Annotated in this window: 34 protein-coding genes; 17 read left to right on the top strand and 17 right to left on the bottom strand. The window is 71.5% G+C overall.

The genetic code is table 11. The annotated features are described in order from the left end of the window. Nucleotides 1–121 precede the first annotated feature (121 nt). From AC0680_RS05830 to rpmG, 7 genes are all read right to left on the bottom strand, one after another. Entirely contained in the window at nt 122–361 is a 240-nt protein-coding gene (locus AC0680_RS05830) for a DUF397 domain-containing protein (RefSeq protein WP_478625270.1), read from the bottom strand. A gap of 105 nt (nt 362–466) precedes the next feature. Further along, nucleotides 467–949, bottom strand: coding sequence for an SRPBCC family protein (locus tag AC0680_RS05835; protein ID WP_478625272.1), 483 nt, complete (start codon nt 947–949; stop codon nt 467–469). Further along, nucleotides 946–1,314 (bottom strand): ArsR/SmtB family transcription factor, encoded by a 369-nt coding sequence (locus tag AC0680_RS05840; protein ID WP_478625719.1) that lies wholly within the window; start codon nt 1,312–1,314, stop codon nt 946–948. Before AC0680_RS05840 ends, AC0680_RS05835 begins: the two co-directional genes overlap by 4 nt. A gap of 137 nt (nt 1,315–1,451) precedes the next feature. Beyond that, nucleotides 1,452–1,688: a 30S ribosomal protein S18 gene (gene rpsR, locus AC0680_RS05845; RefSeq protein ID WP_468983916.1), complete on the bottom strand. Its 237-nt coding sequence runs from the start codon at nt 1,686–1,688 to the stop codon at nt 1,452–1,454. A 59-nt stretch (nt 1,689–1,747) separates the two neighbouring features. Further along, nucleotides 1,748–2,896: a GTP-binding protein gene (locus AC0680_RS05850; protein ID WP_478625274.1), complete on the bottom strand. Its 1,149-nt coding sequence runs from the start codon at nt 2,894–2,896 to the stop codon at nt 1,748–1,750. Next, nucleotides 2,896–3,147, bottom strand: a complete 252-nt coding sequence (locus tag AC0680_RS05855; protein WP_384487609.1) for a type B 50S ribosomal protein L31 — start codon at nt 3,145–3,147, stop codon at nt 2,896–2,898. The genes AC0680_RS05850 and AC0680_RS05855 overlap by 1 nt, the downstream gene beginning before the upstream one ends. An 8-nt stretch (nt 3,148–3,155) precedes the next feature. Beyond that, a complete protein-coding gene (gene rpmG / locus AC0680_RS05860; protein ID WP_006604069.1) occupies nt 3,156–3,320 on the bottom strand; it encodes a 50S ribosomal protein L33 in 165 nt (54 codons plus the stop codon). 73 nt (nt 3,321–3,393) lie between these two features. On the opposite strand from rpmG, the gene rpmB reads away from it, so the two are divergent. The 3 genes from rpmB (at nt 3,394) to tatA (ending at nt 4,360) form a co-directional block, all read left to right on the top strand. After that, the gene (gene rpmB, locus AC0680_RS05865) at nt 3,394–3,630 is read left to right on the top strand and encodes a 50S ribosomal protein L28 (RefSeq protein WP_478625277.1); all 237 of its coding nucleotides are present in this window, start codon (nt 3,394–3,396) and stop codon (nt 3,628–3,630) included. Continuing rightward, entirely contained in the window at nt 3,630–3,935 is a 306-nt protein-coding gene (gene rpsN, locus AC0680_RS05870; RefSeq protein WP_478625279.1) for a 30S ribosomal protein S14, read from the top strand. Before rpmB ends, rpsN begins: the two co-directional genes overlap by 1 nt. Before the next feature lie 227 nt (nt 3,936–4,162). Beyond that, on the top strand, nt 4,163–4,360 hold the full coding sequence (tatA, locus tag AC0680_RS05875; protein ID WP_478625282.1) for a Sec-independent protein translocase subunit TatA: 198 nt from the start codon (nt 4,163–4,165) through the stop codon (nt 4,358–4,360). An 18-nt stretch (nt 4,361–4,378) separates the two neighbouring features. Here tatA and AC0680_RS05880 read toward each other — a convergent pair whose 3' ends face one another. From AC0680_RS05880 to AC0680_RS05910, 7 genes are all read right to left on the bottom strand, one after another. Continuing rightward, nucleotides 4,379–5,224, bottom strand: coding sequence for a nitrilase-related carbon-nitrogen hydrolase (locus tag AC0680_RS05880; RefSeq protein WP_384428013.1), 846 nt, complete (start codon nt 5,222–5,224; stop codon nt 4,379–4,381). A 437-nt stretch (nt 5,225–5,661) separates the two neighbouring features. Beyond that, a complete protein-coding gene (locus tag AC0680_RS05885; RefSeq protein WP_478625284.1) occupies nt 5,662–6,186 on the bottom strand; it encodes a chaplin in 525 nt (174 codons plus the stop codon). Nucleotides 6,187–6,332: 146 nt separating this feature from the next. Then, nucleotides 6,333–6,752, bottom strand: a complete 420-nt coding sequence (locus tag AC0680_RS05890) for a rodlin (protein WP_478625286.1) — start codon at nt 6,750–6,752, stop codon at nt 6,333–6,335. A gap of 372 nt (nt 6,753–7,124) precedes the next feature. Next, nucleotides 7,125–7,574, bottom strand: coding sequence for a rodlin (locus AC0680_RS05895; RefSeq protein WP_478625288.1), 450 nt, complete (start codon nt 7,572–7,574; stop codon nt 7,125–7,127). A gap of 264 nt (nt 7,575–7,838) precedes the next feature. Further along, nucleotides 7,839–8,147, bottom strand: a complete 309-nt coding sequence (locus AC0680_RS05900; RefSeq protein WP_478625290.1) for a hypothetical protein — start codon at nt 8,145–8,147, stop codon at nt 7,839–7,841. Between the two features lie 293 nt (nt 8,148–8,440). Next, the gene (locus AC0680_RS05905; RefSeq protein ID WP_451447090.1) at nt 8,441–8,686 is read right to left on the bottom strand and encodes a chaplin; all 246 of its coding nucleotides are present in this window, start codon (nt 8,684–8,686) and stop codon (nt 8,441–8,443) included. Nucleotides 8,687–9,047: 361 nt separating this feature from the next. Continuing rightward, nucleotides 9,048–9,488, bottom strand: coding sequence for a rodlin (locus tag AC0680_RS05910; protein WP_478625291.1), 441 nt, complete (start codon nt 9,486–9,488; stop codon nt 9,048–9,050). 313 nt (nt 9,489–9,801) lie between these two features. Between AC0680_RS05910 and AC0680_RS05915 the strand changes: the two genes are divergently transcribed. Then, on the top strand, nt 9,802–11,484 hold the full coding sequence (locus tag AC0680_RS05915) for a bifunctional 3'-5' exonuclease/DNA polymerase (RefSeq protein ID WP_478625294.1): 1,683 nt from the start codon (nt 9,802–9,804) through the stop codon (nt 11,482–11,484). Nucleotides 11,485–11,532: 48 nt separating this feature from the next. On the opposite strand, the gene AC0680_RS05920 is transcribed toward AC0680_RS05915, so the two are convergent. After that, the gene (locus AC0680_RS05920) at nt 11,533–12,156 is read right to left on the bottom strand and encodes a TetR/AcrR family transcriptional regulator (RefSeq protein WP_478625296.1); all 624 of its coding nucleotides are present in this window, start codon (nt 12,154–12,156) and stop codon (nt 11,533–11,535) included. A gap of 149 nt (nt 12,157–12,305) precedes the next feature. Between AC0680_RS05920 and AC0680_RS05925 the strand changes: the two genes are divergently transcribed. Both AC0680_RS05925 and AC0680_RS05930 read left to right on the top strand, forming a co-directional pair. After that, nucleotides 12,306–13,016, top strand: coding sequence for a spheroidene monooxygenase (locus tag AC0680_RS05925; RefSeq protein ID WP_478625299.1), 711 nt, complete (start codon nt 12,306–12,308; stop codon nt 13,014–13,016). 263 nt (nt 13,017–13,279) lie between these two features. Next, a complete protein-coding gene (locus AC0680_RS05930) occupies nt 13,280–13,720 on the top strand; it encodes a RidA family protein (RefSeq protein ID WP_478625301.1) in 441 nt (146 codons plus the stop codon). Between the two features lie 107 nt (nt 13,721–13,827). Here AC0680_RS05930 and AC0680_RS05935 read toward each other — a convergent pair whose 3' ends face one another. Both AC0680_RS05935 and AC0680_RS05940 read right to left on the bottom strand, forming a co-directional pair. Beyond that, nucleotides 13,828–15,084, bottom strand: a complete 1,257-nt coding sequence (locus AC0680_RS05935) for an acyltransferase family protein (protein ID WP_478625303.1) — start codon at nt 15,082–15,084, stop codon at nt 13,828–13,830. Nucleotides 15,085–15,384: 300 nt separating this feature from the next. Next, nucleotides 15,385–16,269, bottom strand: coding sequence for a glycerophosphodiester phosphodiesterase (locus AC0680_RS05940; protein WP_478625304.1), 885 nt, complete (start codon nt 16,267–16,269; stop codon nt 15,385–15,387). Between the two features lie 142 nt (nt 16,270–16,411). On the opposite strand from AC0680_RS05940, the gene AC0680_RS05945 reads away from it, so the two are divergent. The 11 genes from AC0680_RS05945 to AC0680_RS05995 all read left to right on the top strand — a co-directional run bounded on the left by AC0680_RS05945 (nt 16,412) and on the right by AC0680_RS05995 (nt 25,337). Further along, entirely contained in the window at nt 16,412–17,392 is a 981-nt protein-coding gene (locus AC0680_RS05945; RefSeq protein WP_478625306.1) for a GNAT family N-acetyltransferase, read from the top strand. Then, nucleotides 17,389–18,759: an extracellular solute-binding protein gene (locus AC0680_RS05950; RefSeq protein WP_478625308.1), complete on the top strand. Its 1,371-nt coding sequence runs from the start codon at nt 17,389–17,391 to the stop codon at nt 18,757–18,759. The genes AC0680_RS05945 and AC0680_RS05950 overlap by 4 nt, the downstream gene beginning before the upstream one ends. Before the next feature lie 23 nt (nt 18,760–18,782). Beyond that, nucleotides 18,783–19,694 carry a carbohydrate ABC transporter permease gene (locus tag AC0680_RS05955; protein WP_478625311.1) on the top strand — a complete coding sequence of 304 codons (912 nt, stop codon included), beginning with the start codon at nt 18,783–18,785 and terminating at the stop codon, nt 19,692–19,694. After that, the gene (locus tag AC0680_RS05960) at nt 19,691–20,587 is read left to right on the top strand and encodes a carbohydrate ABC transporter permease (RefSeq protein WP_478625314.1); all 897 of its coding nucleotides are present in this window, start codon (nt 19,691–19,693) and stop codon (nt 20,585–20,587) included. The genes AC0680_RS05955 and AC0680_RS05960 overlap by 4 nt, the downstream gene beginning before the upstream one ends. 76 nt (nt 20,588–20,663) lie before the next feature. Further along, nucleotides 20,664–21,329, top strand: a complete 666-nt coding sequence (locus AC0680_RS05965) for a response regulator (protein WP_478625315.1) — start codon at nt 20,664–20,666, stop codon at nt 21,327–21,329. Nucleotides 21,330–21,374: 45 nt separating this feature from the next. After that, nucleotides 21,375–22,601, top strand: coding sequence for a sensor histidine kinase (locus AC0680_RS05970; protein ID WP_478625317.1), 1,227 nt, complete (start codon nt 21,375–21,377; stop codon nt 22,599–22,601). A 105-nt stretch (nt 22,602–22,706) separates the two neighbouring features. Next, entirely contained in the window at nt 22,707–23,099 is a 393-nt protein-coding gene (locus AC0680_RS05975; RefSeq protein ID WP_478625320.1) for a hypothetical protein, read from the top strand. A 188-nt stretch (nt 23,100–23,287) separates the two neighbouring features. Next, nucleotides 23,288–23,788: a hypothetical protein gene (locus tag AC0680_RS05980; protein ID WP_478625322.1), complete on the top strand. Its 501-nt coding sequence runs from the start codon at nt 23,288–23,290 to the stop codon at nt 23,786–23,788. 315 nt (nt 23,789–24,103) lie between these two features. After that, nucleotides 24,104–24,352 (top strand): hypothetical protein, encoded by a 249-nt coding sequence (locus tag AC0680_RS05985; protein WP_468983860.1) that lies wholly within the window; start codon nt 24,104–24,106, stop codon nt 24,350–24,352. A gap of 244 nt (nt 24,353–24,596) precedes the next feature. Continuing rightward, nucleotides 24,597–24,875 carry a hypothetical protein gene (locus AC0680_RS05990; protein WP_478625326.1) on the top strand — a complete coding sequence of 93 codons (279 nt, stop codon included), beginning with the start codon at nt 24,597–24,599 and terminating at the stop codon, nt 24,873–24,875. A 132-nt stretch (nt 24,876–25,007) separates the two neighbouring features. Next, on the top strand, nt 25,008–25,337 hold the full coding sequence (locus AC0680_RS05995) for a hypothetical protein (protein ID WP_478625327.1): 330 nt from the start codon (nt 25,008–25,010) through the stop codon (nt 25,335–25,337). Nucleotides 25,338–25,447: the final 110 nt, after the last annotated feature.

Here is a 25,447-nt window from a genome sequence, read left to right on the forward strand (position 1 = left end):
CCACCGCTGGCCTGATGCTCCTCCCCCCTCCCCCCCCCCCTTTCCCCCCCCCCCCCCCCCCCCCTCCTCCCCCCCCCCCCCCCCCCCCCCCCCCCCCCCCCCCCGGGCTCCCTGCGCCGGCTCAGTCCCGGACGAGGTGGTCGAACTCCCCGTCCTTGACCCCGAGCAGCATCGCCCGGACCTCCGCCGGGGTGTAGACGAGCGCGGGGCCGTCCGGGAAACGCGAGTTGCGCACCGCGATCTCTCCTCCGGGCAGCTTGGCGAACTCCACGCAGGAGCCCTGGGAATTGCTGTGCCGGCTCTTCTGCCACGCCACATCGCGAAGATCCGTTGCGGCCATGCCGTTGTATGCGTGGGGCACAGGGATCTCCCGGTGATAAACGGTGTCAACTGCCCCGGATCATAGCTGCGTTCACATGCGAATGCATGCGCAGATGCACGTGCACGACAGCCGGTGCCGGGCCGGTCACAGCTCGTCGAGCGCCTTCCCCAACCGCTCCCCCACAATCGACCGCCAGCCGCCGCCCATGATGCGGCGCGCCTGCACCTGGTACGGATCGTCCGGGTCGAATCCCTCATGGGCGAGGAAGAGACGTGTGCCACGCCCCTCGGGTTCCAGGGTCCAGGTGATCGTCCAGTCGGCGCGGCCGCCCTGCCCCTCGTCGGCGTCCTGCCAGCGCAGCCGCAGCATCCGCTCCGGCTCGAACGCGAGCACCTCGGCGACGACGGTGCCCGAGAAGTTGGTGTTGGGCCGCGGCAGCGTCGTCATCTCGTAGCGATGACCGACCTCCAGCCGGAAGTCGCCGGGCATCATCCACCGGGCCAGCAGCTCGGGCTCAGTCAGCGCCCGCCAGACCTTCGCGGGGCGATGCGGGAAGAACTGCGCGAGGCGGATCGTCGTCGCGTCGGCCGGCTCGTCTGCGGGGGCCTCGAAAGCATGGGAGTTCATTGCGCCTCTTCGTCGGGGATGCGGTCGAGCAGCTCCCCCAGGCCCGCGAGCTTCGCGCACCAGAACCGCTCGTAGGGGCCGAGCCACTCCTGCACCTCACTGAGGGGTACGGCCTCCAGGCGGTGGATCCGCTGCCGGCCGGCCCGCTCCTCGCTCACCAGCCCGGCCTCCCGCAGCACCTTCAGATGCTCGGACAGGCTGGGGCGACGCATCGCGAAGTGCTCGGCCAGCGCCTGGACGGACTGCGGCCCGCCCTCGCGCAGCAGCCGCAGCACCTCGCGCCGGGTGCCGTTGGCCAGCGCCGCGAAGACCCGGTCCGGGTCGGACCCGGTGGCGGGCGAGCCGACCGAGCCCTGTTGACGTATCGGAGTGGCGTTCACACCCTCGATCATATGTAGGAGATTCCCTACGCATCAAGCGTAGGGAATCTCCTACCCGTCACACGGCGCCGCCCCCGGGCCATCAGGGGGAGCAGGGCATCCCCCCGTCGAAGCGGCGGCCCTCACCGTGACGCGTACGGGAGCAGGGCCATCTCCCGTGCGTTCTTGATCGCCCTGGCCAGCTGCCGCTGCTGCTGCGCGGTGACCCGGGTGACCCGGCGGCTGCGGATCTTGCCGCGGTCCGAGAGGAACTTCCGCAGCAGATCGGTGTCCTTGTAGTCGATGAAGGTGATGCCCGCCGCGTCCAGCGGGTTGGGGCGGGGTGCGGACTTCCGCCGCGGGTCGTGCCGTCGGGGCATGGTGGTTCCTTGGGGGTGCGAAGGGGCCGGACCGTCCCGTACGGACGGACCGGCCGCGGTTACGAAACGGGGTCGAGGAGTTCGTCGAAGGCCGGCGGCAGGCTCTTCCAGGCCGACCGGCCGCCCGCGTACTCGGCGTCGGTGAGCAGGCAGGACGCCAGCAGCGCGGACAGGCCCTCGCGGTCCAGACCCGGCGAGGTGAAGACCAGGTGCTGGCCGCGGTCACCGTGCTCGGGGTGCCAGTCCAGCGCGGCGGCGGCCCGGCGCAGCGGCGGCACCATCTCCCAGGCGGCATCCGGCAGCGAGACCAGCCACGGCCCGGAGTTCTCCACGCACAGCGCCCCGCCGGCCGCGTCCCACGACAGCAGCGTGTCCGGGCGGTCGGCCAGCCAGAAGCGGCCCCGGCTGCGCGCGGCCGCGCAGGTCAGGTCCTCCAGCGCGGCGTAGAGCCGCTCGGGGTGGAACGGCCTGGTGTGCTGCCATACCAGCGTGCCGACGCCGTCCGCGTCGGCCTCCTGCGGCAGCAGCGCACAGGCGGGGTGCTGGCGGGCCGCGGCCGCCGCCACATCGAAGCCGGCCAGCGCGGCGGCCGCCAGCTCGGCGGATTCGACCGGAATCCGCCGGGCCGTGGGGTGCAGCTGCTCCAGGAGCGCGAGGTCGGCGGGCTCGGCCGCCTCCTGGCCTGTCGCGATCGCCAGCACCGGCGCGTACTCCAGCTGCCGCGCCCAGGTGTCGGCGACCGTACGCTGATCGGACGCCGCGGCGGCGAGGCCGACGTTGGCGAGGTCGTCCCCGCGGCCCAGGCAGTCCAGCACCCGTGCCGGGTCGACGGCGGTGATCACCCCGGTCAGCGAGAGGCTCTCGCTGCCGCAGCCGGTGACCACCTCGGCCATCGCCTTGGGCTCGACCGAATCCCACAGTTCGACGATCGCCAGCCGGCAGGTCCGGCCCGCGGCCAGCCGCTCCAGCTCGGGCACCAGGTCCTCGCGCAGCGCACAGCAGGCGCAGTCGTTGACCAGCGGCACCTCGCCGGCATCGAGCGTGCCGCCGGCGTCGCGGACCGTGCGCCGTACGGTGCCCTGCACGGCCGAGGCCAGGTCGTGGTGGAGGGCGACACTGCCGGGGACCGAGCGCAGCAGCCGCTCGACGGCGGCCCGTCGCGCGTCCGCGTGCAGGCCGCCCACCAGCACGATCGCGAGCCGCTCCATCAGCGGGCCCGCCTGCCGTAGCGGCGCTCGAAGCGCTCGACGCGGCCCGCGGTGTCCATCACCCGGGCGGTGCCCGTGTAGAAGGGGTGGCTCGCCGAGGAGATCTCGACGTCGATGACGGGGTAGGTGTTGCCGTCCTCCCACTCGACGGTCTTGTCGCTGGTCGCGGTCGAGCGCGTCAGGAAGGCGTAGTCGGCGGCCCGGTCGCGGAAGACGACCGGCCCGTAGGCGGGGTGGATTCCAGGCTTCACGGCTGTGCTCAGCGCTCCTCTCGGAAAGCGACGTGCCGGCCGGCGACCGGGTCGTACTTGCGCAGTTCCAGGCGGTCGGGGTCGTTACGGCGGTTCTTGCGGGTCACATAGGTGTATCCGGTGCCGGCGGTGGACCGGAGCTTGACGACCGGACGTAGTTCGTTGCGGGCCATGCGGGTAGTATACGCAAATGGTTTCCATTTTCAATAAGCCTTTCGGGGCCCCGACCACTGGAGGGACCGCACCATGTCCGCCCACTGCCAGCTGACCGGCCGCACGCCGGGCTTCGGCAAGTCCGTCTCCCACTCGCACCGCCGCACCTCGCGGCGCTTCGACCCGAACATCCAGCGCAAGCGCTACTGGCTTCCGAGCGAGGGCCGGCACGTCCGGCTCACGCTGAGCGCCAAGGGCCTCAAGACCGTGGACGCGATCGGGATCGAGGCGGCCGTCGCCCGCATCCGCGCCCGGGGAGGGAAGGTCTGATGGCCAAGCAGAGCAAGATCGCCAAGAACGAGCAGCGGCGGGCGACCGTCGCCCGTTACGCGGCCCGCCGCGCCGCCCTCAAGGCCGTCATCCGCGACCCCCGGGCGCCCGAGGAGGAACGCGCCGCCGCCCGGCGTGAGCTGTCCCGCCAGCCGCGGGACGCCAGCGCCACCCGGGTGCGCAACCGCGACAGCGTCGACGGCCGCCCGCGCGGCCACTTCCGCGCCTTCGGCCTCTCCCGGGTACGGCTGCGCGAACAGGCACACGCGGGGTACTTGCCGGGCGTCCGCAAGTCCAGCTGGTAGCTCAACTGCGGCAACGCCTCCAGGCGTCCGCAAGTCCAGCTGGTAGCTCGACTGCGGCAACGCCTCCAGGCGTCCGCAAGTCCAGCCGGCAGCCAGGCGCGCGCGGGCCCGGCACGCGGCCGTGCTCCGGCCGTCCGGTCCGGGGAGACCCCCTGGACCGGACGGCCGGACCGTTCGGGTAATACTGGACAGAACGTCCGCCGGCCCCGACGAAAGCGAGCGCCCCCATGCTCCGCAACGCCTTCGAGCCCTGGCACCTGATCCTGATCATCGCGGTGCTGGTGCTGCTCTTCGGCTCGAAGAAGCTGCCCGACATGGCCCGCGGCCTCGGCCGCTCGATGCGCATCCTGAAGTCCGAGGCCAAGGCCCTCAAGGACGACCGGACCACCGAGGCGCCCCGCCCGGAGTCGGCCCCCGGCCACTGACACCCGGCCGCCGGTCCGTCAGCTGTCGCCGCCCTCGTCGATCAGCCGCCGCACCTCGCGGTCGATCAGGCCCAGCCGGGCCTCGGCGACCAGCGGCACCGCGCGGCGCTGCCGCCGGGCCTCGGTGAGATCGATCTCGACGGTGACCAGCGAGGGCTCCCATTTGGGCGCCTGCGCCACCACCGCCCCCCGCGGGTCCACCACCCGCGAGCCGCCCCAGAACGTCGCGCCGTGCTCATTGCCGACCCGGTTGACGAAGACCACCCAGCACTGCAGCATCCGCGCCGTATAGGACAGCAGGGTGTCCCAGTACAGGCCGGTGTCCATGGCCTCCGGATCCAGGCTCGCCGCGCTGTTGGTCGGGACGAACAGCACCTCGGCGCCGTCCTGCACCGCCAGCCACGGCAGCACCGGCTGCCAGGCGTCGTTGCACACCAGCGTCGCCCCCCGCCCTCCGGTCCTGGACCGCTTCAGCTCGTAGGCGCGCAGCGACTGCCCGGGACTGACGTGCTTGCGTTCCTCCCAGGCGAGGTAGTTGGGGAGGTAGAGCTTGCGGTGGGCGTGCAGAAGCGACCCGGCCGCGTAGTAGACCGCGGCGTTGTACGCGCGCAGGCTGGTGTGCTCATGGAAGCCGACCAGCACATCGGGGCCCAGCGTGCTCAGCTCCAGCAGCCGGGGATCGCTCGCCTCGATGGACTCGTCCCGCTTCAGGGCGCCCAAGTGATAGCCGTGCAGGCTCAGTTCGGGAAAAATGACGAGGTCGGCGCCCTGGGCGGCGGCCTGCTCGATCTGCTCGCGGGCGATCACGAGGTTCTCCGCCACCTCGCCCAGCACACAATCCGTCTGCGCCAGCGCAATGAGCATGACCCCACCTCATCCACTCATTACCTTTGCAGCTTTCATCCTATTTCATCGCAGTTCATCGCATTTCAACGCCATTTTGCCAGAGCTCGCACCGACCGGCACGGCCCCGCGGCGCACCCGCATCCGCGCACTTCAAACCCCCTGGGAGGCGGGTCCCACCAATGAGCGAAAGAACGATCCTTCCCGTGCCGGACCAGGCACTGGCGCGTTGATCCGCACGATCCGTCGTACGGCCCGCAGGGCGGCTTCCAGCCGCAGCGTCGCCCGTCGCCAGCGGTACGACGGCCCGTGGTCGAACCGTCCGGCGATGCCGACGGCCGGCTCGACCGGGTGGCCCAGGCCGAGCGGCCCGCCGGATCCGCTCGGCCGGCCGCCCCGCCCCGCGGCCGCCGGAAACCGGCCGGACGCCCCTTGCACGCGCCATACCCCTACCCCGCTCACTTACGCCGCGAACGCGCCCTGCGCAGCAGTAGCGCCCCTCCCAGCAGCAGCACCCCGCCGACACCGGCCACCATGGCCGGCTCGTCCGCACCGGAGGACGCGAGCAGCGCGGAGCCCGCGGACGCCCCGGCCCGCGCCACCGCGCCCAGCCGGGGCTCGTGCCCGGGATGCGGGGCGGTCTCGGCGGTCTTCCCCGGGGCGCGGTGCCGCACCGGCTCCCCGGCCCTGCGGTGCGCCACGGCGGACCGTGGCGCCAGCGGGGGCCGCTGGGCCGCCGGCGCGGGCGCACCGCGGTGCCCGCACGCGTCGTGCCCGGCCCGGTCGAGCGCCCCGGCCCCGTCCGCAGAGTTGCCGCACACGTTGACGGGGTTGAACACGCTCACCCGGATACTGTTCCCGGACAGCACGCCGGGAGACTTCATGGCGCCCGTACCGGCGTCCCCGTGCACCACCGCGCCGCTCGCGCCGAGCGCACCCGACGCCGCCGCAACGAGCACGCACACCTTCAGACTCTGTCGCATCTCTCATCCCTCGTCTGGAGTCATCGCGTACGGGCCACCGTCCGCGCGCCCCCGTGGCGCTCACACGGCCGGGCGGCCGGCAGCGCATACGCGGCGCCGACCGCCCGGAGACGCAAGCGGTGGTACGGCCGAGGCCGCTTCGGGCTTCAGTGCTTGCGCTTGTGGGCTCCGTTGCCGGACGCGATCGGGATGTCGTTCAGGATGTGCGACACCGCCTCGTCGCCCTTGGCCTGCGTCGAGTTCCGCACGCACTGCTGCGTCTGCGGGTTGGACAGCACATTGATGTCCTGGATCGTGGTCGGGAAGGCCCCGAACACCGAACCGAAGTTGACCTTTTCGCCGATCAGGGCGAAGCAGAGGTCGTTCAGGGAGCCCTGCACGAGCCCGAGCTGGGTGCTGAGCTTTCCGCGAGTGGTGGAGTTGCCGTAGACCGACTTCCCCCCGTTCCCGTTGACCGTCCTGGTGCCCTTGTGCCCGTCGCTCGCCATTGCCTGCGGAGCGGCCGCAGCGGAAATACCGATCAGTGACGCCGCGACAGCCACGCCGGCAAGAATCTTCTTCATCACGCAACCCCTTCAGGAGACGGAACTCCCGGCACAGGAGCCCTATCGGAACAACCCGGCCCGTAGCCCGGGGTTCTCCTACATCACCCGAATAGATCGCACGCGACCTCCGGCCGGCATGCCAATGCCCCGGCAACCCCATCAATCTCGCAAGGGCATTGGCACGCTTCCCTCCACACACCATTCCCAACGAGCCGGCCCATCGGACACCGGTCACAAGCGAATAACAATTCAGCGGGACGGTGCCGGCCATTCCTTTGACCGGCACCGTCCCTCATCACAACCGTCCCGCCTCACGTGGCCACGCCGCGGAGCAGAAGAATCCGGGCCGCCCGGAAGAAGGAGGGCCGGGCGGCCCGGGTATTCATCGGCCGGTCAGTGGTGCTTCTTGCCGCCGCCGTTGCCGGACAGGATCGGGATGTCATTGAGGATGTGCGACAGCGCCTCGTCGCCCTTGGCCTGGGTGGAGTTCTCCGCGCACTGCTGCGACTGCGGGTTGGACAGCACATTGATGTCCTGGATCGTGGTCGGGAAGGCCCCGAACAGCGAGCCGAAGTTCGCCTTGTACGGCAGAGCCACGCAGGGCTTGTTCAGCGAGCCCTGGATCAGACCGATCTGCGGGCTCATGTATCCCTTGGTGGTCGAGTTCCCGTAGAGCTGCGTCGTGCCGTTCCCATTGACGGAAGTAGTCCCGTGGTGCTTGCCGCCGTGGTGCTTACCGCCGTCGTGGTGCTTACCCGTGGCCATCGCCGGGGAGGCGGCAGCTGCGGCGACACCGACAATGGACGCAGCTGCGGCTGCGGTCGCCAGAGCCTTCTTGATCATTGTTGATCCTTTGTGTTTCGGGATGCCCTTGAGCCAGACAATCTGCCCAACTCACAAGAGCGAATTTGGTTGTGCTCATTCACTCGAACGCCCTGGCGCCGTGATCCGCTTTTCCGATCGGTCCGGCGGTGGACCGGGCGCACCGAGCGGGAAACACTCGGATACGGCGGGCCGCGGGACGGCGATATACGCGGTCGGGGCCGCCCGGCGCGCATTCGGCTTCCGTTCCGAATGCGCCTGGAGCGGCCCACGGGGACAGCGGGGTTACTTGATCGGAAGGCCGCCGAGCAGCGGGGTGCCCTTCGCCGCCGCCGCAACGCCGCCGAGCAGCTTGTTCGCGTTGGCCGACTTGACCTTCTCACCGGTGGTCTTGATCTTCTTGACCAGCGGCCGCACCTGGTGGCCGTCCAGCTGCTTGCTCCGCAGCGCGTCGTTCAGCCCGCCGTTGAGGCTCATCTTCGGTCCGGGCTGAATGCCGGCCGGAGCTCCGTGCTGGGCGGCAATGGCGGGCGCGGCGGCGCCCAGCGCAACGACGGAACCGGCGACAACCACCGCAGACTTCGCGTACTTCACTTTCAACTGTCCCTTCTCGGGCGGTGCTTGACGGGACCGCGGCACCAGCGCCGCGTGAGCAACATTTCGCCGCTCGGATCACCGCTTTCCCCTTCACTAACGAGTACTGCCGCGCGGAGAAACTCCGAAGTTCTGCCTTCACGGCAACTCCACCCGAAAGGTGCGGCCCAGGCATTTGTCCGGATGGGCCGGAAAATGATCCGGCCCCGGTGTGCAGTGAATCGCACACCGGGACCGGATCACGGACGCGGCTCGAATTCCTTCGAGTCAGCGGCTGAGGTCAGCGCACTTGTTTACTTGTGGTGGCTGAGGTTCGCGCACTTGTTGCCGAACGCCGGGTTCAGCGCCCCGATGAATTGCGCGGTGTTACCGCACAGGTTGATCGGGATGTTGATCGGAATCTGTACGACGTTTCCGGAGATGACGCCGGGAGAGTGCTTGGCCTTGCCCACCGCACCCGCGTCAGCGAACGCCGGCGCAGCCGCACCCACTGCCATGAGCATGCCGGCAGTGGCTGCCGCAACCTTTCCGTACTTCACTTTCAGCCCTTTCTGCAGCGGGTCCGTAGCGAACACGACCATCGTGTCGCACGGGCGCTGATCTGCTCGCCCGTAACGCCGCTGCTGATATTGGTAACAATTTCTCCTCGTGGACGAAACTCTCACCGGGGAGTTTCGAAGGAATCGCCCGAAGGATGCAATATCGTTTCGGGAGATTGCCGCCGCGCATACGACGCGGAAAAAACACCGGATTTCGAACAGACGAGGTAGCCGCCGAATAGTAATTCCCACCGGTAGGGGGATCGAGAAATTCCGTTCCCACCGGTTCACCACCGGGCACCGCCGTTCCCGGACCGCTAAGAAGTAAGAGCCCGCGGTCCGGGCCCTGCGGCCTTCGGCCTCAGTGCTTGTGGGCGCGCGCTCCCTTGTGGTGGCGCGCTCCGTTGCCGGACAGGATCGGGATGTCGTTCAGGATGTGCGACACCGCCTCATCCCCCTTGGCCTGCGTCGAGTTCTGCACACACTGCTGCGTCTGCGGGTTGGACAGCACATTGATGTCCTGGACCGTGGTCGCGTCCTTCCCGACCAGCGAACCGACATTGACCTTCTGGCCGACCAGCGCCGCACAGAGGCTGTTCAGCGACCCCTGCACGAGCTCCAGCTGCGGGCTCATCCTGCCCCGGGTGGTGGAGTTGCCGAAAGCGGACTTGGCGCCGTTGCCGTTGACCGTCGCGGTTCCACCGTCGTGCTTGCCGACCGCCATTGCCTGGGGGGCCGCCGTCGCCGAAATTCCGACGACGGACGCGGCGACGGCAGTCGTGGCCAGGACCTTCTTGATCACTATTTACCCTTCTCGAAGCGGGGTGCCCGAATGGGAGCGCACTGGATCAACTCGCTTCCGAGGGTGCGGTTTCGCCCATTCACCCGGATGCCGCGAAACCATAAACACACATCGCTTTTATCCCTGCGGCCTGTCGTCCCCGCCGCGGCCAAGGCGGAGGCTCGTCCGGGGAGTTCGTGTCGGGCGAGGACGCCGTGAGATGCGGTACCAGGCGCCGCAGGCACACGGGCTTCGAGGGGACACCCCACAGGTCCGCGCAGGTCCGACTGCCGCCCGGCTTCGATTGTCAGAGGGGGGTGCAAGACTCGGGAGCATGAGATGGGCGGTGGTGGAGGCGGGCGACGGGGGTGCTCGTCTCTGCCCGCTCGCCCAGGACGGCCGGCCCGCGGGACCGGTGGTGCGGGAGCGCTCGCTCGCCGACGCGGTGCGCACGCGGCCCGAGGTGGAGCGGTGGGTGTGGCGGTCCACGGCGGAGATCTACCGACGGCTGCTGGCCGCGGGGGTCCGGGTCGAGCGCTGCTATGACGTGGAGGCCGCCGAGGCGCTGCTGATCGGCCATGAGGAGGGCCAGTCGGGACAGCCGCGTTCGCTGGCCGCCGCCTGGGCACGGCTGCACGGCCTGCCCGTCCCGCCGGACGCTCCCGTGCGTACGGCCGAGACCCAGCCGTCCCTCTTCGAGCCGGGCCCGGTGCCGCTGCCGTCCGGCACGGACGAGCTGGCGGCGCTGTTGGAGGTCTATGCGGGCCAGGTGGCGCGCACGGAGAAGACCGAGCATCCGGAGCGGATGCGGCTGCTGCTGGCCGCCGAGTCCGCGGGCATGCTGGTGGCGGCGGAGATGGGCCGGGCCGGGGTGCCCTGGCGGGCCGATGTGCACCGCGAGCTGCTCGACGGGCTGCTGGGCGAACGCTATCCGGGCGGGCTGGAGACCCGGCGGATGGCGGAGCTGGCGGACGAGGTGTCCCGGGCCTTCGGCGAGGGCGTACGGGTGCGCCCCGATCTGCCGCAGGACATCGTCAAGGCCTTTGCCCGCGCCGGGATCTCCCTGACCTCGACCCGCAAGTGGGAGCTGGCGCAGATCGATCACCCGGCGGTGGCGCCGCTGCTGGAGTACAAGAAGCTCTACCGGCTGCACACCGCCCACGGGTGGTCATGGCTGCAGCAGTGGGTGCACGACGGCCGCTTCCGCCCCGAGTACCTGCCCGGTGGCACGGTCTCCGGACGCTGGACCGCCAACGGCGGCGGCGCGCTGCAGATCCCCAAGGTGATCCGCCGGGCGGTGCTCGCCGACCCGGGGTGGCGCCTGGTGGTCGCCGACGCCGCCCAGATGGAGCCGCGGGTGCTGGCCGCCGTCTCCCGCGACCGCGGTCTGATGGAGGTGGCCGGCAGCGGCGAGGACCTGTACGCGGATCTGGCCGCCCGCGCGTTCGGCGGCGACCGCGATCAGGCCAAGCTCGGCCTGCTGGGGGCCGTTTACGGCCAGACGTCCGGCGACGCCCTCAAGCACCTGGCCGATCTGCGCCGCCGCTATCCGGTGGCGGTGGCGTATGTGGACGACGCGGCGCGCGCCGGCGAGGAGGGCCGCCTGGTGCGCACCTGGCTGGGCCGCACCTGCCCGCCGGCGTCCGTGGCGCCGCCCGACGAGGCGGGCCTGCCCCAGGAGGAGGAGCAGCCGGCGGGGTACGGCGGTGGTTCCGCGGCCGCCCGCGCCCGCGGCCGGTTCACCCGTAACTTCGTCGTCCAGGGCAGCGCCGCGGACTGGGCGTTGCTGATGCTGGCCGCGCTGCGCCGCTCGCTGCGCGAGGGCGGGCTCCGCGCCGAGCTGGTCTTCTTCCAGCACGACGAGGTGATCGTGCACTGCCCCGCGCACGAGGCGCCGGCGGTGTCCGAGGCGATCACGGCGGCGGCCGCGACGGCGGGGCGGATCGCGTTCGGCCAGACGCCGGTCCGCTTCCCGTTCACCACCGCCGTGGTGGAGTGCTACGCGGAGGGGAAGTGAGGAGCGCGGCCGGCAGCCGCGCGGGTCCGTGGCGCGGAGGCCGTCACCTCACCGGCCGGTGTCCACGGCCGCCGGGCCCCCGGAGCCGGAGATCAGGCCACGGGTGATCCGTACCATCGCCGCGACCAGCAGCTCACGGGGGTGGTCGGGGCGCTCCAGCCACCACAGGGCTAGGCCGTAGAGCGAGCTGCGGATCGCCTCGCCGAGGGGCTCCAGCTCGGCCTCGGGGATGCCGGGCGCGAACTCGCGGAGCAGCGCGATGTCGCTCTCGCGCTGGCGGCGCTGGAGCTCGCGGTGGAAGTCCCGCACCTCCGCGTCCCCGGTGGTGTCGCGGAACATCATGCGCCAGGTGTACGGATGGCTCTGCACATACCCGAACCAGGCGTCGTACATCGCCGTGATCCGCGTCTCCATGTCGCCCTCACCGTGGAGGAGTTCGCGGATCGGGGCGGCGGCCAGTTCGTCGCGGTGCCGCTCCAGGAGCGCGAGGTGCAGCTCCTGCTTGGAGTCGAAGTGGCGGTAGAGCATCGGCTTGCTCAGTCCGGCTTCGGCGGCGATCTCCCCGATGGTCGTGCCCGCGAAGCCGCGCTCGGCGAACAGCCGGGCGGCCGTGTCCTCGATACGCGTCCTGGTCTCGGCGCGCGCGGCGCGGCTCCGGTCGATCCCGCTCATGCGGTCCCCTCGCGATCTGGCTTGTTCCGGCTGGTGATGCCGACTCGCAATTGTCGCTGCATTCAAGGATACTAGGTGGTGTACCACTTGGTATACGCATCGGTAACTTACTCGGCCCCTGCCTGTGGGCCGGGATACGGGGGGTCGTCGTGATCGTTTCCGTACACTTCGCCGACCTGGGCGCCCGCTCCGTGCGCGGTGTCCTCCGCGAGCGCCCGCAGCCGGGGGACGTCCCCGGCCTCCGCCATGCCCAGACCCTGCTCACCGGCGCCGTCGCTGCCGGCCCGCCCAAGCTCCGCCCCGGCCGGGCCGCGCTGCTCGCCGCATGGGAGGACGACGCCGCGCTCGACGGCTTCCTCGCCGAGAGCCCGCTGGCACGGCGGCTGGCCGGCGGCTGGCATGTGCGACTGCAGCCGGTGCGAGTCTCCGGCTCGTGGCCTTCGATGCCGGTCGAGGCCGAGCCCGGCGCCGCGCTGGACGAGGAGGACGAGCCGGTCGCCGTCCTCACACTCGGGCAGTTGCGGCTGCGCCGCGCGCTGCCGTTCCTGCGCGCCAACTCCCGGGCCGCCGGGCGGGCCGCGGCCGATCCCGCGCTGGTCGCGTCCGTGGCCCTGGCCCGCCCGCCTCGCTTCGTCGGCACGTTCTCGATCTGGCGGAGCGTGTCGGCCATGCGCCACTACGCCTACGGCTCCGCCCGTCCCGAGCACACGGAGGCGGTCAGGGAGCATCAGGAGAAGCCGTTCCACCACGAGGCGGCGTTCATACGCTGCCGCCCCTACGGCTCCCGGGGCACGCTGGACGGCCGGGACCCGCTGGCGGCTCCGGCCCCGCCACGGCACGCGCCGCGGACCGGGCCCTGATCGGCGTCCCGTGATCCGCCGGCAGGCCCTTAGGCGGTGTCCGACGGGTCAGGGTCGGATAGGCCGCGGGCTCGACCCTGACCCATCGGGCATGCCCTAAGCTCGCCGGGGAGCGGGCCGATGAGGTGGACGGCCGCAGCACGAGCCGGGAAGGGACCGGCGGTGAGTGACACCGAAGAGGCTGCGGCCTTGCGGTGCGCCGCGGGCGCGCCGCAATCCCCGCGCGTGCGAGACGAGTTGGCGACGGAGGGGAGCCGGCACGGATGAGCGCTGAGACGGCGGGCACGGACGGCACCGACAAGGGCGGCGGGCTGGAGCGCATCAACCCCTCTCATCTGGCGCCGCCGACCGGCTTCAGCCATGCCGTACGCGCCGCCCCGGGCACCTTGGTCTTCCTCGCCGGGCAGACCGCCCTCGACGGCTCGGGCCGGATCGTCGGCGACGGCATCGTCGAGCAGTTCGAGCGCGCGCTGGCGAACCTCCTGGACGTCGCCGCGGCCTCCGGGGCCGGCCCGTCCGACCTCGCCAAGCTCACCGTCTTCGCGGTCGACGTCGCCGACTACCGGCGGCATGCCAGGGAGCTCGGCCGGGTCTGGAAGCGCCTGGTCGGCGGCGACTTCCCGGCGATGGCCGTGATCGGCGCCACCCGCCTGTGGGACGAGGCCGCGCTGGTCGAGATCGAGGGCATCGCGGTGGTGCGGTAGCCGACGCCGATTGCGGCGAACCGGCGCCGTCATGCCGAAGGGCGCCCGTCCCACCGGTCTCCCGGCGGGGCGGGCGCCCCGGACGCCGACCTCCCCTGCACAGCGGCTCAGTTCCGGCTGCGGGCCATCCCCACCGGGTCCTTCTGGAACGCCCAGGTCATCTTCGGCTCCATCGCGAAGCGGAAGATCCGCTGCACGGGCGGGGTGCACAGCACCGTGACGACCGTGCCCGCGATCAGGGTGAGCAGCACCGCGCCCCAGGGCGTGTGCACCCACGGGTGGTCGTACCAGTTCCAAAAGCGCGAGCCCTTGGCGAGGAAGCCGTGCAGCAGGTAGCCGTAGAGGGTGCCCGCGCCCAGCGCCGTGCACCACATCGTGCGGCCCGGGATCCAGGCGAAGAAGCAGGCCACCAGCACCAGCGAGCAGCCGAACATCGCCAGCGTCATCACCGCGCCGCTCCACCAGGGCGCGGCGAGTTCCTGCGCGGCGTCACGGTGGTAGAACCACGCGGCGTTCATCCGCGGCGCCGCCCAGTACGCGAAGACCAGGGCGGCCGCGAAGACCGGTACGGCCGCGATGCGCGCCTTCTTGCGGCGTACGAGCTTGAAGTGTTCCGGCCGCAGCGCCAGCCCGATCACGAAGAAGGGCAGGAACTGCAGCGTCCGCTGGAGGTCCAGATCGTCGCCGATGTCCGGTGAGACGGACGCAAGTACGGCTATGGTCAGCGCGAGCGGGACCGGCCAGCGCACGATTTTCCACAGCGGAGTGGTCAGGCGCCAGATGAAGAGCGCGGCCAGGAACCACGTCAGATACCAGGGGTCCGTCAGGCTGATCGGGTAATGCGGATCGTCGTCCGCCCACCTCTTGAAGAGCGTATAAGCCACTTCGAAGAGGATGTACGGGACCGCGACTCCGGTGATCAGCCGCTGCAGCCGGTCCTTGCGCATATCGAAACTGCGCGAGAAATAGCCGGAGATGATGATGAACGCCGGCATATGGAACGCGTAGACGGTGATGTAGAGCGCCGCTGCCGTGCGGCTGCCGTCACGCAGCGGCTCCCAGGAGTGCCCCATCGCCACCAGCACGATGGCCAGGTACTTCGCGTTGTCGAAGAACGCGTCGCGCGGCTTGGCGCCGGCGGCCGCGGCGTTCTTGGCCCGGGCCCGGCCACGGCCTTTGGCGTGGCTTCTGGGCTTGGCGTGCGAGGGGGCGGCCGCCGCCGGTGCCAGCGTCGTCGTCGCCGTGGCACCGGGAGTCTGCGCCGGCGCGGGTGCGCCGGCCCGGCTCAGCGTGTCGTGCGGCATCTGCCGCGGCGGGGGAAGCGGCACCCGCCGTTCGCCGTACGCCGGATATTCGTTGTTCAAGGAGCCTCCCGGAAGGATCCCAGGGGAGGTGCTGGACGCTGGCCCGCGTCGGGCCGCATTTCGGAACCCAAAAGCCAAATCCTGCGTCTTAGTTCATTTACGGGGAGGGTGGCGGCGTCGAACATCTCAGGCACCATAGCCGCGCGGCGGGAATCCCGTAAATCCCGACCTGCCGCGGCCACACACCGGGCGTCCGCTCTCCACAGCTCCTTCACGCAGCGCGGGTTGCGGTGCACTCTCCGCCGTCGTCCGGCGCCCGCACGATCCGGGCAATCCCGCCTGATTCCCGGCCCTTGAACCCTATTCGATGATTCCTTCGATCCCCCGCGCCCGGAGCGATCGCGCGTTCGTGTTCTTCGCCACGTCCCACGCATAGACCTCCAACGGACGGCCGTGCGGCCCGCGCAACCGGTGCACGGCCGCCAGCCAGCGCGAACTGAGCGCGGACATACGGGGGTTGATCTGATCGGCGAACCGCGCATAGCGCGCCAGTTTGGCCATATCCGGCGCCCCCAGAATTCCCGTGCGCACCTGCGGCACGAGTTCGTGCACGGCCTTCACGCAGGTCACGGAGAAACTCTGGACCACCAGCCGGCCGCGGACATGGCCGCGGTCGAGCCAGCCGTGCGCCCGCAGTTCCCGGACGATCTGCGCCTCGATTCCCGGATATCTCTCCGGGGCCTTGATCTCCAGCAGGAGACGCTGGTCGTTGTGGTCCAGCCGGCGCAGGAACCCCGCAAGCGTGGGCACCCGCTCCCCCGCGAACCGCTTGCCGAACCAGCTCCCGGCGTCCAGCCGCGCGATCTCGGCGGCGGTGAAGTCCCCCACCCGCCACGGCGCCCGCCCCGGAAACACCTTCGCGGCGTCGGTCGTGCGCCGCAGCGTGGTGTCGTGCAGGACGACCAGCCGGCCGTCCTTGGTGCGCTGCACATCGTTCTCGACCCATATCAGCCCGCGCCGGTGGGCGGCGTCCACGGCGGCCAGCGTGTTCTCCGGTGCGTACCGGGAGGCGCCGCGGTGCGCGATCACCAGCGCAGCCGCGGTACCGGGCCCGGCCCGTGCCGCGCGGGCCACCGCGACGTCCGCGTACTCCTCCGGCCCCGACGCCATCGCGGACGACGACACCGCCGCCGTCAGCAGATAGGCGACGCCGGCGGCGGGGATCCGCAGCGCTCTGCGCAGCATCCGGCAGCCTCCTGGTTGCCCGTCCACGGGCCGGCCGGGCGCTCTCCCCAACATGCCTGCCGCCCGTATGGCCCGCCACGCGAGCGGGCCATACGGGCGTGCACCGTCGCCAAGGTGCCGGATATGCGGTAAGTAGTGTCCGATGTCCGCCACCGCCGCCCCCGGCCCGCGCCCCGTCCTCCGCCCCTTCCGCCCCGGGGACGGCCCCTCCCTGCTGGCGGCCTGGGCCCGCAGCGCCCCGGACGACCCGATCAGCGCCGCCCGTTTCCGCACGCTGATCCTGCTCGATGCCAACTTCGACGCCGAGGGGCTGCGGGTGGCCGACCTCGGCGGCCGGGTGGTGGGTGCCGCCTATGCGGTGCGCCGCCGCACCCCGCCGGCCGGAGGCGATCTGGAACCGGCCGACGGCTGGATCCTCTTCTTCTTCGTCGATCCGCCGCACCGCCGCGCGGGCCTCGGCCGCCGGCTGCTCACCGACGCCCTCGACTGGCTGCGCGGCCAGGGCCGCACCCGGATCGGCTTCGCTCCGTACACCCCCAACTATGTGCTCCCCGGCCTGGACCGGGCCGCCTACCCGGAGGCCGGCCGGCTGCTGACCGCCCTCGGCTTCCGGGTCCGCTACGAGGCCGCCGCCATGGACCGCGGCCTGATCGGCTACCGCGTGCCGGACGAGGTGCGGCGGCATCAGCAGGCGCTGGTGGCACGGGGGTTCGGCTTCGGCACCCCGTCCGACGATGATCTGGTGGACCTGGTCTCCCTGGCCGCCGAGGAGTTCACCCCCGACTGGGCACGGGCCATCCGGCGGTGTCTGACCGGCGGCGCCCCTTTGGACCGCATCGTCATCGCCCGCGCACCGGACGGACGGCTGGCGGGCTGGGCCATGCACGGCGCCTACGACGGCATGGCCGAGCGGTTCGGCCCGTTCGGTGTACGCCAGGAGCTGCGCGGCACCGGGCTCGGCAAGGTCCTGCTGCATCTCACGCTGGAGCGGATGCGGGCGCTCGGCGTCCACGGGGCGTGGTTCCTGTGGACGGGCGAAGCGAGCCCGGCGGGGCATCTGTACCGCAGGAGCGGGTTCACCACGACCCGGACTTTCGCGGTGCTGGAGTGGGAGGCCGAGTGAGGCGGCGTACGTTCACGGCGGGTGCCGCCGTCGGGGCCGGGGCCGCCCTGCTGGCCGCCGCGGGCTGCGAGGCCCCCGGGGACGCGGCGTACGGGGGTGACCGGGCCGGGATCCGCGGCGCTCCGGTCACCCTGACGGTCCTGACGCACTATGCGGGCGAACCGCTCAGATCGGCGCTGCAGTCCGCGGTCGACGCGTGGAACGCGACCCATCGGCGGGTCAAGGTGCGCACCACCGCGGTCAAGTTCGCCGATCTGCTGACGACGTACATGGTGCGGCAGGCCGCCGGCCAGGGCCCCGACATCCTGCATCCGTCCGGGCTGTGGACCGGCCAGCTGGTGCGGGCCGGCGTGCTGCGGCCGGCACCGCGGCACACCGCTCGGCTGATCCGCCGGGACTTCTCCCCCGCGGCCGTGGCGGCGGCGTCGGCGGGCGGGACGGTCTACGGCTACCCCACGGAGGTGCAGACCTACGCCCTCTACTACAACCGGCGGCTGCTGCGGGCGGCCGGCGTCGGCGGGCCGCCGCGCACCTGGCGGGAGCTGGAGGACGCGGCGTACCGCACCGCCCGGCGGGACCGGCACGGCAACACCCTGGTGCAGGGGTTCGGGCTGTCCCGGGCCGACGACTCGACCGTCGTGGGACAGACCCTCGCCCTGCTGACCGCGGGCGGCGGCGCCTTCCTGACCCCCGACGGCCGGCGCACCGCCCTCGGCTCGGCGGCCGGCCGGCAGCTGCTCGACCTGGAGCGCCGGCTCATCGTCCGCGGCGCCGCCGACCCCGGCATCCCGCTCTTTCGGGCCTTTCCGTCGGGCCAGGTGGCGATGACGGTGAACGCGGGCTGGTGGACGGCGGGGCTGCGGGCGGCGATGGGTGCGGACTACCGCGAGGTCGGGGTGGCGCCGGTGCCGGGCCGGGCGCCGGGTGACCTCGGCACGCTGGCGACCGGTTTCCTGCTGGGCGTGAACGCCAGGAGCAGATATCCGCGCCAGGCCTGGGAGTTCCTGCACTGGCTGAACGCGGCGCCGGTGCCGCACGCGCGGCCGGCCGGCACCGGACGGCGGCGGACCGCGGTGTCGAGGATGAGCGCGCTGCAGGTATCGGTCGGTTCGATGACCGGCCGCGCGGACGATATGCGGGCGCTGTTGGGCGGCGACCGCGGACCCGGTGGCGGCGACGCGAACCTGGGCCCCTTCCTGGACGCGCTGCACTACGCCGTGCCGCAGCCGAACGGTCCGCGGGCCCAGCGCGCCACCGCGCTGCTGCGCAAGAACATCGAGAAGATCTGGACGGGCCGCGCCCCGGTCGACGCGGCGCTGGCCACCCTCACCCGGCAGATCGACCAGGAACTCTCCCGGCCCTACTGAGCCCCTACGAGAGGTGGTGCCCCATGGCCTTGGCCGACGGCGGTCCCGTCCGGGCGGCCCGGCGGCGACAGACCGCCCTGGCCTATCTGTTCCTGGCCCCGGCCCTGCTGTTCTTCGCGGTGTTCCTCGCCCTGCCGCTGCTGTTCGCCGTGCTGCTCGCGCAGTCGCGCTGGGCCGGCTTCGACCTCGACGCGATCGAGCCGGTCGGCATGGCCAACTTCACCGACCTCTTCGCCCGCGGCTCGACGTTCCTGACCCCCGTCCTGACCAACACGCTGCTGTACGCCCTGGGCACCGTGGCGATCGCGCTCGGCGGGGCGCTGCTGGTCTCCCACTGCATCAACCGACTGCGCTTCCAGGGGTTCTGGCGCACTCTGTACTTCCTGCCCCTGGTGACGACCGTGGTCGCCGTCGGCAACGTGTGGAAGTACATGTACGAGCCGGGCGGCCTGGTCAACGGCCTGCTCAACGGCCTCGGCCTGGATTCCGTGGCCTTCCTCCAGAGCCCCGGCACGGCCCTGCCGTCCGTCATCGTGGTGCAGGCCTGGGCGTCCGTCGGCACCGCGATCCTGATCCTCACCGCGGGCCTGAAGTCGATCCCGGAGGTCTACTACGAGGCCGCGGAGCTGGACGGCGCGGGCCGCCGCACCCTCTTCTGGCGCATCACCCTGCCGCTGCTCCGGCCGTCCCTGCTCTTCGTCTGCCTCACCCAGTTCATCACCGGTCTGCAGTCGTTCGCGCTGATCAATGTGATGACGGGCGAGGGCGGGCCGGGCGATGCCACCAATGTCGCGGCGCTGGAGATGTACCAGCAGGCGTTCCGGTACGGCGACTGGGGCATCGCCGCCGCTGCCTCGTTCGTGCTGTTCCTGGTCATTTCCGTGGTGACGGTGGTGCAGCTGTGGCTGTTCCGCCGGAAGGGCGGGGAATCGTGAACGGATCCGGACCGCCGGCCGGCCGACGTCGCCGCCACCGCCCCTGGGCGTCCTACACCGTGGTGGCCGTCGGGGCCGTCCTGACCGTCGTGCCGTTCCTCGACATGCTGCTGACCTCGTTCAAGGGCCCGGACACCTACGGAAAGCTCCCCTACCGCTTTCTGCCCGAGGCCTTCGACCTCTCCAACTACCGTGCCGCGATCGCCCAGCTGGATCTGCCGCTGCTCTTTCGCAACAGCGTGATCGCCACCGCGCTCATCACCGGCTCCACGCTCCTGACCTCGGCACTCGCCGGCTACGCACTCGCCAAACTCCGCTTCCCCGGCCGCGATCTGATCTTCCGGCTGGTGCTGTCGACGATGATGTTCCCGTCGTTCGTCTTCTTCATCCCGCACTTTCTGATCCTGGTGCACTGGCCGGGAGCCGGCGGCAACGACCTGCTCGGCCGCGGCGGCGCGGGCCTGACCGTCAGCCTCGCCGCGCTGGTCGTCCCGTTCCTGGTGTCGGGCTTCGGGATCTTCCTGATGCGGCAGTTCATGCTCGCCGTCCCCGACGAGATGCTGGAGGCGGCCCGCATCGACGGCGCCGGCGAGTTCGCGATCTGGTGGCGCATCGTCCTGCCGCAGACGAAACCGGTGGCCGTCACCCTCACGCTGCTCACCTTCGTCCACGCCTGGAACGAGTACATCTGGGCCCTGCTGATCTCCACCGCCAACCCGCGGCTGATGACACTGCCCGTGGGCATCCAGATGCTGCAGAGCCACCTCGACCCCGACCGGATGGTCCCCGTCATGATGGCCGGGCTCGTCCTGAGCATCCTGCCGGTCCTGCTGCTGTTCGTACTGCTGCAGAAGCACTACATCCGTGGGGTGATGCTCAGCGGCCTCAAATGAGGGCGGGCCCTTTCCGGGGGCACCTCCCGGACCGCGGTGGGCGGTTCCGTCCCGCGGTGCGGCAGAATTCCCGCTCGTGACGATTCGACTGCTGATCGCCGACGACCAGGAGATGGTCCGCCGGGGCATGCGCCGCATCGTGGAGAGCCAGCCCGACATGCAAGTGGTGGGCGAGGCCGCGAACGGCGCCGACGCGGTGGAGCTGGGCCGTGCGCTCGCCCCCGATGTGGCGCTGGTGGACATCCGGATGCCGGGGATGGACGGGCTGGAGGTCACCCGCAGGCTGGCCGACCCCGCCGCGGCCCACCCGGTGCGGATCGTCGTCGTGACCACCTTCGACCTCGACGAGTACGTCTACCCCGCGCTGCGCTTCGGTGCGTCGGGGTTCGTACTCAAACGCTCGGGTCCGGCGCTGCTGGTCGAGGCGGTGCGGGCCGCAGTGGCCGGTGACAGCCTGATCAGCCCGTCGATCACGGTGCGGCTGCTGCGGCACGTCACCGGGACCACAAACGGGCGGCGTCCCCGCCACCGCGACACGGTGCTGACCGAGCGGGAGCGGGAGATCGCCGGCAAGGTCGCAGAGGGGAAGACCAATGCCGATATCGCCGGTGAACTGTTCATCTCCGCGGGCACGGTCAAGACCCATGTGGCCAGCATTCAGCGGAAACTGCAGGTGCGTAACCGGGTCGGGGTCGCGGTCCGGGCCTGGGAGCTGGGCTATGCGACGGGGCGGACGCCCTGACCGCCGGCGCCGCACGGGCCGCGCCGGGTGCGTAGCCTCGCGGTCATGACGGACCTGGTGCGAGGCGGCCGACGGCGCCGGTGGTGGTCGGCGGCGGCCGCGGGCGGCATGCTCGCACCGGCCGCCGTCTCACCGCCGGGAACCGGGGCCTGGCTGCCGGCGATCCTGGCCGCGCTGGCGCTGGTCGTGGCCATCCGCGCCCGGCCTGCCGGCCGGGTCTCCCTCGCACGGGCGGCGGGCGGTCTCGCGCTGCTCTCCCTCGCCGCGGACTGCGTCGCCGTCGGCAAGCCCGGACTGGCCCTGCTCTGGCTCCCCTTCGAGGCGTCCGCACTGCTGGTCGTCCTGGAGCGGGTGGTACGCCATGTGCCCGGCCCCCGGGTGGGCGTCGTCGGCGCCCTCACCGGCGCCGCCGCGGTCCTGCTGCCGCTGCGCTGCACGCTGCACGCACCGCGGACCGGCCTGGGGGAGTCGGTCTTCGCGGCGTCGCTGGCGTTCTTCCCGGTCGCCTGCGCGACGGGCGTAGGGCTCTATCTGCGGGCGCTGGACGGCCGCCGGGCTCGTGCGGTGGCGTCGGCCCGGCGCGAGCAGCGCCTCGAAGTCGCCCGCGATCTGCATGACTTCGTCGCGCATGAGGTGACCGGCATCGTCCTGGAGGCGCAGGCGGCCCAGCTCGGCGAGGGCCCGTCGGCGGTCGACGCCGAGGAGCAGCGCGCGCTGCTGCACCGCATCGAGCAGGCGGGCCTGCGGGCGCTCGAATCCATGGACCGGACGGTGGCGGCGCTGCGCGGCGCGGACGGCGCCGATACCGGCGAGCCGCCGCCCACCCGCCCGCACGGCCTGGCCGACCTGCCCGAACTCGTCACCCGTTTCGCCTCGATGACCTCCGCGGCGGTGGCACTGTCCCTGGAGGACGAGGTGGCCGGCACTCTGTCGCCGGAGGCCGGGGACACCGCGTACCGCGTGGTGCTGGAGGCGCTGACCAACGTACGGCGCCATGCCCCGCAGGCCGGCCGTGTCGAGGTGTCCGCCGGCCTGGGCGGCGACCGGTCCGTGGCGGTCTCGGTCGCCGACAGCGGGGGCGCCGGGGCGCCTGCGCACGGTATGGAGGCGGACGCACCACCACGCGGCGGCACCGGGCTGGCGGGACTGGCCGAGCGGGCCGGCGCGCTGGGCGGCACGCTGGACGCCGGCCCGTACGGGTCCGGTTGGCGGGTCCGCTGCGTGCTGCCCGCGCCCGCGACCCCTGACCGCGAGGCCGTTCGGCGGCCGTGATCGGGGGGTCGGATATCTGCCGAACGGCAGATGTGCGGCTCCCCGGGGCCCGCGATCCTCGGGGGAGTTCAGCACCCCGTGCCCCTGGCTCCCCTGGAGGAAGCGATGTCGTCATCCGCCCTGCCGAAGCGCCCCGCCGCGCTCGCCGTCGCCGCGGCGGCCGTCGCCCTCGGACTCACCGGCTGCTCCGTGGAGGCCTCCCAGGCGAAGCCCGAATCGAGGAGCTTCCCCTACCGCGGCACGTCCCTGAAGGTGAAGACCCACGAGGTCGCCACCGATCTGGTCGCCACCGACCGCAAGGACATCAAGGTCACCCGCTGGTTCGACACGGCCGCGGGCACCGTGCACCTGAGGTGGACCCTCAAGGGCGACACCCTCGACATCGACGCCGGATGCACCGGCCTCGCCCTGTGCGACGCCAGGTTCCGGGTCGAGGTGCCCAAGGGCGTCGCGGTGACCAAGGACGGCCACAAGACCCGCCTGGACGGCCGGAGCTGACGGGGCATCCGCTTCGCACCGCCTCCCGGTCCGGGGTGGCATGGCGCCTCGGCCGGACCGGCCACGGACGTGTGTTGATCATGTAACAGCGGTCGATGAACCGCTGTTACATGATCGACAGATCCCCGAGAAGCGCCGCTCGTAGTTTCTGACCCGCCGACCGATTCCCACAGAACGGAACGAGAGTCATGAACAGCACGCTGCGCACGAACCGGCGCAAGAAGGCGGCCGTGGGCGCCGCCCTGGCCGGAGTCGCCGTCCTCGGCATGTTCGCCACCGCCCACGGGGCGCAGGCGGCGACCGGCGACCGGAGCGGTGCGCACGCCGTGGGCATCGCCCGTACCGCCGGCACGCCCTACGTCATCAACCACTACGGGGAGGAGAACGCGGACCGGGGCCGCGCCGAGCGCAGCCCCGCGCACCTGGTGCTCTCCGAGTTCACCTCGATCGGCAAGGTCAACTGGCAGCAGTGGGGCGCGAAGAAGGCCGTCGGCACCGGGAAGGTCACCGCCACCTGGTGCCTGGACACCTGCCTGGACAAGCCGCTGAAGGCCACCGTCACGCTCTCGGACCCCAAGACCGTCGACGGCCGTAAGGTGTTCACCGCCTTCACCCTGAAGCTGGCCGGCAACCCCGGTGCGTACGACTCCGAGGACCTGCACGGCAAGCGTCCGCTCGCCACGAGCTGACGCCCCCTCCCGGCCCTCTCCCGCCCCTCTCCCAGCCCCCGTCCGGCGCCGCCGGACGGGGGCTGTCGTCGAGCCCCTTCGCCCTGGCCGCACCGCAGTTGGCGGCCCCCGCTCCCCCGCGTCCGGGCGACCGCCCGCACCGCGTCCCCTCCGCCGCGCCGCGAACTCCTCCTCCAGACCCCCGCTTTCCGCCTCTCCGGCTCGACACATGGCGTACAGCGAAGTGGAACCCTCCAGACGACTACTGCTAGTGTTCGCACGGTCACAGTAGGCAATCAGGCCTCTATGCACAGGTAACGAAGGGCCGAAGGTTCCATGCGCAAGCTTCAGCAGGTCGTGGTCGTCGCCGCAGCAGCAGCCGGCGGCCTCTCCGCCATCGGTGCCGGCGCCGGCACCGCCTACGCCCACGGCAGTCACGGGCCGCGGGTGAACGACATCTTCCGTCCGTACCAGGAGTGCAGTCCGCAGACGGTGCTCGACAACAACCTCCCGATCGGCGTCCTCGCCGTCCCGCAGAACTTCGACACCAGCTGCGGCCAGTTCAACCACGCCTTCACCGGCTGACTTCGCCGGGGGCAGCCGTACGCGACGCCGCCACGGGCTCTTCGGGGGACTCCCCCGAAGAGCCCGTTTTGCGTGCGGCAGCCGCCGCCCAGGGCAAGGAGCAACTCCCGGAACGGCGCCCGATATTCCGCCTTTCACACCCGGCGCGTCGCTGCGCAACGATGGGACATTTCGTATTAGTTTCCCGTAACTGCACGAAGCCGATCAATTACTGATCGCATCCGTCAATCTTCCGGAGAGAAAAATGCGCAAGCTTCAAACGGCCGCGGTCCTGGTCGCCGCCCTCGGCAGCATCGGCCTCCTCGGCGCCGGCGCCGCCCACGCCGACGGCGGCAAGGGCGGCGGGATCGACATCAAGCAGGGCAACTCCTGCCGGTCGCACGACCTGAACGTCGACGTCCTCGGCGAGGTCGGCGTCCTCAACGGCGTGCTGGGCAGCGCCCTCAACGGCGAGGGCGCCTCGGGTGCGCAGTCCACTCCGATCGGCTCGTCCCTGGGCTGCAACGACAGCGTCGGCAAGTAGAGCGGGAGCGGGTCCCGGCATCCGGCGCCACCGGCCCGGAGCCGGGACCCTTTGCCCGGCCGTCTTCAGGACCCGGGAAGTGCGGATTCGCGGTGCACGGCACCCGGGCAACAACCACAAAGGAACGCAGCAATGTTCAGTCGGAAGAAGATCGCAGTCGTCTCGGCGCTTCTGGGCGGCCTCGCCGTCACCGGCGCCTCCCTGGCGTACGCCGAAGGAGCCCCGCTCAGCTGCACCCGCGGCCTCACGGGCAATATCTCCTGCATCCAGAAGAACGCCGACTACACCAGCCAGGACGGCAAGTACTCCCTCAAGCAGGCGCAGGACTGCCTGTCGACAGCACCCTCGACGTTGCCCTCGAACGGCCTGCTGAACACCGGGTCGACCCGGATCGGCCCCGCCATGACCTGCTCCAACACCGCGCCGGAGGACGGCGAATCGATGCCCCAGATCGGGGGCTGAGCCCCCGGCGGGCCCTGAAGAAGGTGGAAAAAGGGGTTCCGGGGGGGGGGGGGGGGGGGGGGGGCGGGGGAACCCCCCGTTGAAGGGGGGGGAGGCCTTCGCTTTAGGAC

It is taken from the genome of Streptomyces sp. NPDC043738, from assembly GCF_056436545.1.

What these genes read in the sequence shown, in the direction of transcription:
- AC0680_RS05835 (WP_478625272.1), bottom strand. Translation starts at nt 949, where the DNA reads ATGAACTCCCATGCTTTCGAGGCCCCCGCAGACGAGCCGGCCGACGCG.
- rpsR (WP_468983916.1), bottom strand. Translation starts at nt 1,688, where the DNA reads ATGCCCCGACGGCACGACCCGCGGCGGAAGTCCGCACCCCGCCCCAAC.
- AC0680_RS05850 (WP_478625274.1), bottom strand. Translation starts at nt 2,896, where the DNA reads ATGGAGCGGCTCGCGATCGTGCTGGTGGGCGGCCTGCACGCGGACGCG.
- rpmG (WP_006604069.1), bottom strand. Translation starts at nt 3,320, where the DNA reads ATGGCCCGCAACGAACTACGTCCGGTCGTCAAGCTCCGGTCCACCGCC.
- rpmB (WP_478625277.1), top strand. Translation starts at nt 3,394, where the DNA reads ATGTCCGCCCACTGCCAGCTGACCGGCCGCACGCCGGGCTTCGGCAAG.
- rpsN (WP_478625279.1), top strand. Translation starts at nt 3,630, where the DNA reads ATGGCCAAGCAGAGCAAGATCGCCAAGAACGAGCAGCGGCGGGCGACC.
- tatA (WP_478625282.1), top strand. Translation starts at nt 4,163, where the DNA reads ATGCTCCGCAACGCCTTCGAGCCCTGGCACCTGATCCTGATCATCGCG.
- AC0680_RS05880 (WP_384428013.1), bottom strand. Translation starts at nt 5,224, where the DNA reads ATGCTCATTGCGCTGGCGCAGACGGATTGTGTGCTGGGCGAGGTGGCG.
- AC0680_RS05885 (WP_478625284.1), bottom strand. Translation starts at nt 6,186, where the DNA reads ATGCGACAGAGTCTGAAGGTGTGCGTGCTCGTTGCGGCGGCGTCGGGT.
- AC0680_RS05895 (WP_478625288.1), bottom strand. Translation starts at nt 7,574, where the DNA reads ATGATCAAGAAGGCTCTGGCGACCGCAGCCGCAGCTGCGTCCATTGTC.
- AC0680_RS05915 (WP_478625294.1), top strand. Translation starts at nt 9,802, where the DNA reads ATGAGATGGGCGGTGGTGGAGGCGGGCGACGGGGGTGCTCGTCTCTGC.
- AC0680_RS05920 (WP_478625296.1), bottom strand. Translation starts at nt 12,156, where the DNA reads ATGAGCGGGATCGACCGGAGCCGCGCCGCGCGCGCCGAGACCAGGACG.
- AC0680_RS05930 (WP_478625301.1), top strand. Translation starts at nt 13,280, where the DNA reads ATGAGCGCTGAGACGGCGGGCACGGACGGCACCGACAAGGGCGGCGGG.
- AC0680_RS05940 (WP_478625304.1), bottom strand. Translation starts at nt 16,269, where the DNA reads ATGCTGCGCAGAGCGCTGCGGATCCCCGCCGCCGGCGTCGCCTATCTG.
- AC0680_RS05945 (WP_478625306.1), top strand. Translation starts at nt 16,412, where the DNA reads ATGTCCGCCACCGCCGCCCCCGGCCCGCGCCCCGTCCTCCGCCCCTTC.
- AC0680_RS05955 (WP_478625311.1), top strand. Translation starts at nt 18,783, where the DNA reads ATGGCCTTGGCCGACGGCGGTCCCGTCCGGGCGGCCCGGCGGCGACAG.
- AC0680_RS05970 (WP_478625317.1), top strand. Translation starts at nt 21,375, where the DNA reads ATGACGGACCTGGTGCGAGGCGGCCGACGGCGCCGGTGGTGGTCGGCG.
- AC0680_RS05975 (WP_478625320.1), top strand. Translation starts at nt 22,707, where the DNA reads ATGTCGTCATCCGCCCTGCCGAAGCGCCCCGCCGCGCTCGCCGTCGCC.
- AC0680_RS05980 (WP_478625322.1), top strand. Translation starts at nt 23,288, where the DNA reads ATGAACAGCACGCTGCGCACGAACCGGCGCAAGAAGGCGGCCGTGGGC.
- AC0680_RS05985 (WP_468983860.1), top strand. Translation starts at nt 24,104, where the DNA reads ATGCGCAAGCTTCAGCAGGTCGTGGTCGTCGCCGCAGCAGCAGCCGGC.
- AC0680_RS05990 (WP_478625326.1), top strand. Translation starts at nt 24,597, where the DNA reads ATGCGCAAGCTTCAAACGGCCGCGGTCCTGGTCGCCGCCCTCGGCAGC.
- AC0680_RS05995 (WP_478625327.1), top strand. Translation starts at nt 25,008, where the DNA reads ATGTTCAGTCGGAAGAAGATCGCAGTCGTCTCGGCGCTTCTGGGCGGC.